Origin of the sequence: Pedobacter nutrimenti (assembly GCF_032678445.1) — a bacterium.
GTDB lineage: Bacteria > Bacteroidota > Bacteroidia > Sphingobacteriales > Sphingobacteriaceae > Pedobacter > Pedobacter nutrimenti_A.
In genome coordinates, this window is the sequence record NZ_JAVTSQ010000032.1 from 1 (window position 1) to 4,344 (window position 4,344).

Consider the following 4,344-nt stretch of genomic DNA (forward strand, 5'->3'; position numbering starts at 1 on the left):
TACTGCAGGCTTTTCTTGTTTATAAGCTTTTTTAATTGGGTTGAACCAGGGTAACCTGTTCCCCGTCTATATGGAGCTGGCCGGTGGTACCCAGGATGATCGCCTGGTTGTCTGCGATATGTCCTACTGGAAACTCAAAGCATACGGGATAGTCATATTCTTCTACCACTTTCAGGATAATTTCTTCAGGACTTTGACCAAATGGAACCTTCTCTTCATCCATCTCATTAAATGCACCGACGATAAGGCCCTTTAGCTGGCTTAATTTGCCACTTCTCTTCAGCATGCGCATCATCCGGTCTATGGAAGCTTCGCGCTCTCCTACGTCTTCTATGAACAGAATTTTATCCGTGTAGTCCATTTCTGATAAAGAGCCTTGTACCATAACCAATAAGGTCAGGTTGCCTCCGATGAGGAGACCTTCTACTGTTCCAGGGCGGTTAAGCGGATGATTCTTGCTGTGGTAGGTAAGCGACTCACCAAAGAGGGCTTTTCTTAATGATTCCAGGGATGCCGGTGTGGCGTCATCGAAAGTATAGGGCATTTGAGCGTGTATGCTCTGTGTATTTAATTTTCCGAATAAGTGGGATAGCAATACCGTAATGTCGCTAAAGCCAACCAGCCATTTGGGGTTTTCCAGAAAAAGACTAAAGTCTAGGTTGTCAATGATTCGAATCACACCATATCCACCTCTTGAAGCGATAACGGCTTTTACGCTGCTGTCGTCAAGAAATCTTTGCAGATCTTTTGTTCTTAATTCGTCGCTGCCTGCAAATTGGTGATCTGCCTCGTAGACACTTTCTCCCAGTACAACTTCAAGGCCCCATTGCTTAAATAGGCTGATCGCAAAATCAATGTCTTTGGGCAAAAATTTGGCGGGTGAAACGATTGCAATTTTGTCTCCCTTTTTTAGGTACGGCGGCTGTTTAATCATCTGTAAAACTCTTATCTTTGCCAAAATAATAAAAATAGTTTTGGATAACAGTAAAATTAAGAGATATACCGTTACGGCGGCATTACCCTATACGAACGGACCTGTGCATATAGGCCATTTGGCTGGTGTTTACCTGCCTGCAGATACTTATGTGCGTTATTTGCGCTCCAATAAGAGAGATGTTCGCTTTATTTGCGGTTCGGATGAGAACGGGGTGCCGATCACGCTGAAGGCGAAAAAGGAAGGTGTTACCCCTCAGGTTATTGTAGACAAGTATCATAAGATCATTGGCGATTCTTTTAAAGAATTTGGTGTTTCTTTTGATATCTATCACCGTACTTCTTCTTTGATGCACCACCAGACCGCTTCTGATTTTTTTGAGAACCTTTATAATAAAGGTGTTTTTACAGAAGAAATTACGGAACAGTATTATGATGAAAAGGCACAGACTTTCCTTGCCGATCGTTATATCACAGGAACCTGCCCAAAATGCGGAAATGAGAATGCTTACGGAGATCAGTGTGAAAATTGCGGCAGTACTTTAAACGCGACTGACCTGATCAATCCTAAGTCTACCTTGTCTGGAGAGCCGCCAGTTCGTAAGGAGACAAAGAACTGGTTTCTTCCGCTGGATAAATATGAGGAGCAGTTAAGAACGTATATTGAAGGGCATAAAGAATGGCGTCCAAATGTATATGGACAATGCCAGAGCTGGCTTAATGCTGGCTTACAGCCAAGGGCCATGACACGTGATCTGGACTGGGGTGTAAAAGTTCCGGTGAAGGACGCAGAAGGCAAAGTATTATATGTATGGTTTGATGCACCTATCGGTTATATTTCAGCAACGAAAGAGTTGTTTGAATATGCTCGTTTAGATGTGTGGAACCCTAAAGCAGAGGAATATTATATCAATCAGAATACGCTTCAGAAAGGGGATTGGGAAGATTACTGGAAGGATGAAGAGACAAAACTGGTTCACTTTATAGGAAAAGACAATATCGTGTTTCACTGTATTATCTTCCCGGCGATGTTAATGGCTCATGGAGGATATACACTGGCTGACAATGTACCGGCTAATGAATTCTTAAATCTGGAAGGACAGAAGATCTCTACTTCCAAGAATTGGGCTGTATGGCTAAATGAGTACCTGGAGGAGTTTAAAGACAAGCAGGACGTACTTCGTTATGTTTTAACAGCAACAGCGCCGGAGACGAAAGATAATGACTTTACCTGGAAAGATTTTCAGGCGCGGAACAACAATGAGCTGGTAGCAATACTTGGGAATTTTGTGAACCGGGTTGTGGTATTGACTCATAAGTATTTTAACGGCAAGGTTCCGATGTTAATGGAGGTTAAACCGGAGGATCAGGAAGTGATTGATGAACTGGCGGCTTACCCGGCTAAGATCAGTGCTTCTATAGAAAACTACAGGTTTAGAGAGGCGCTGAGCGAAGTGATGAATGTAGCCCGTTTAGGGAATAAGTATTTAGCGGATACAGAGCCTTGGAAGGTGATCAAAACAGATGAGGACCGTGTACGTACGATCCTGAACATCAGTTTGCAGATTGTGGCGAGCATAGAGGTATTAATAGAGCCTTTCCTGCCTTTTACTGCAGACCGGTTGATGAAGATGTTAAACTATGGTGGTCACTTATGGGAAGATGCTGGAAAAATGCATTTACTGCACAGGGGTCATCAGTTGGGAGAACCTCAACTGTTGTTTGAGAAGATCGAAGACGAGACGGTGCAGGCACAGATTGATAAACTGAACAGAAGTAAAGCTGAAAACTCTTTGGCAAACACTGTGGTTGCTCCGGCAAAGGAAAATATTCAGTTTGAGGATTTTTCTGCGATGGACATCAGGGTGGCTACGATTGTGGCTGCTGAGAAAGTAGAGAAAACGAAAAAACTGTTGAAACTGACCCTGGATACAGGACTGGATCAGCGGACGGTTGTATCTGGTATTGCGGAGTATTTTAAGCCGGAAGAGATTATCGGACAGCAGGTGAGTGTATTGGTTAATCTTGCGCCAAGAGAAATTAAGGGGATTTTATCGCAGGGTATGATCCTGATGTCTGAGAATTCAGATGGAACATTGACTTTTGTTGCGCCAACGCAAAATCACAGTAATGGCAGTGTAATCAGGTAAACTAAAATTGTTGTTAAACAAAAAGTTTTATTGCTATATTTGCGCCCGTTACTAAATGGTTTCGTAGTTCAACGGATAGAATAGAAGTTTCCTAAACTTTAGATATGGGTTCGATTCCCGTCGAGACCACTGGAAAAAAGAGAGCATGATTGTTCTCTTTTTTTGTTTGTATCTATTTCGTTATCAGTCTATTGGGTAGTAAAGTAATAATTAAGCCGGTTTTAATTTGTTAATTATCTCTAATCAATATAAGAAATTCAGCTCAATATCTAAGTGTTTTACCTGATTTTAATCCTCATTAGGCGCGTTTATTGGCGCAGATATTTAACCATTTCTCTCTTTAAGACCACTTAGGTGGAGGAATGAGGAGATTTAGTCTTTTTTCAGTGCATCTCGTAATGATAGGCATTTGGTCTTTACTATGGTTTAAAGTATTTCATTTTAAACTGCTCAACTACCTCCAGTGATAGCCACATCTAATTTAACAAAAATTAATTATGCTGATCGTTATTACATTGGTTTATAAGCTATATTTACTTTATACAGATTTTATATGAAATCAGATCTTGAAGAACTAATTGAGGCCTATGAAATAGAGAAAGTGGAACTTGAAAAGCAGATTTCCGAGTATGTCGGGGAAGGAGATTATATTTATGCTCATTATCATAACAAAGCCTTAAGAAGGATCAATAGACGACTTGATGTGCTTAAAGGTTTACATAATCCATTTTATAGAGATATTATGGAAGAAGAAAGAAGAACCAGCAATCTAAGAAATTTAATGGCCAAAACAGGCCATATAGATTATGGTGGTTTTATTGAGAAAGAGATAGATAAAAGCGAAAGCAAAATCCAGGAACTACAGCGGTCTACCTTCAGCCCGCTTTATGATAGCCAAGAAATCGATGACGCATTATTCGATCTGGAAAAAGGAGTAATTGAAGGCTTTAAACTGTATTTTAAGTCTCCTGATATATTTGCCAGATTCACATTAGGGGATCACATTATTGAAATTAAAATACTGTATGATGCAAGTCCTGATAATTATTATCTGGATATATTTGAGGATGGGAGACAATTTAAATCTCTGGGATTCAAACTAATAGAAGGGCAGTGGGTGTATCATTATTTTTTTGATCGGTTTAAAGATGCTTTGGAAATTAAAATCATACTTGCTCGCCTAATCTATGATGTGTTCAATTACGACAGTAGATATGACTCAGCAAAAATAGTGTACGATTAGTCATTCATCGCGTCAATT

3 protein-coding genes and 1 tRNA gene are annotated in these 4,344 nt (G+C 40.3%); 3 read left to right on the forward strand and 1 reads right to left on the reverse strand.

The window, feature by feature from the left end:
- Positions 1-31: 31 nt before the first annotated feature.
- Positions 32-958 carry an LD-carboxypeptidase gene (locus R2S08_RS28725; protein WP_316838339.1) on the reverse strand — a complete coding sequence of 309 codons (927 nt, stop codon included), beginning with the start codon at positions 956-958 and terminating at the stop codon, positions 32-34.
- Positions 959-974: 16 nt separating this feature from the next.
- Between R2S08_RS28725 and metG the strand changes: the two genes are divergently transcribed.
- The 3 genes from metG (at position 975) to R2S08_RS28740 (ending at position 4,326) form a co-directional block, all read left to right on the forward strand.
- Complete coding sequence (gene metG, locus R2S08_RS28730; protein ID WP_316838340.1) at positions 975-3,083, forward strand: methionine--tRNA ligase; 2,109 nt, start codon at positions 975-977, stop codon at positions 3,081-3,083.
- 57 nt (positions 3,084-3,140) lie between these two features.
- Positions 3,141-3,212 (forward strand) — tRNA-Arg (locus R2S08_RS28735).
- 424 nt (positions 3,213-3,636) lie between these two features.
- Entirely contained in the window at positions 3,637-4,326 is a 690-nt protein-coding gene (locus R2S08_RS28740) for a hypothetical protein (RefSeq protein WP_316838341.1), read from the forward strand.
- Positions 4,327-4,344: the final 18 nt, after the last annotated feature.

Bases quoted from the DNA above. Each gene is read 5' to 3' on its own strand.
- R2S08_RS28740 (WP_316838341.1), top strand. From the start codon at position 3,637: ATGAAATCAGATCTTGAAGAACTAATTGAGGCCTATGAAATAGAGAAA.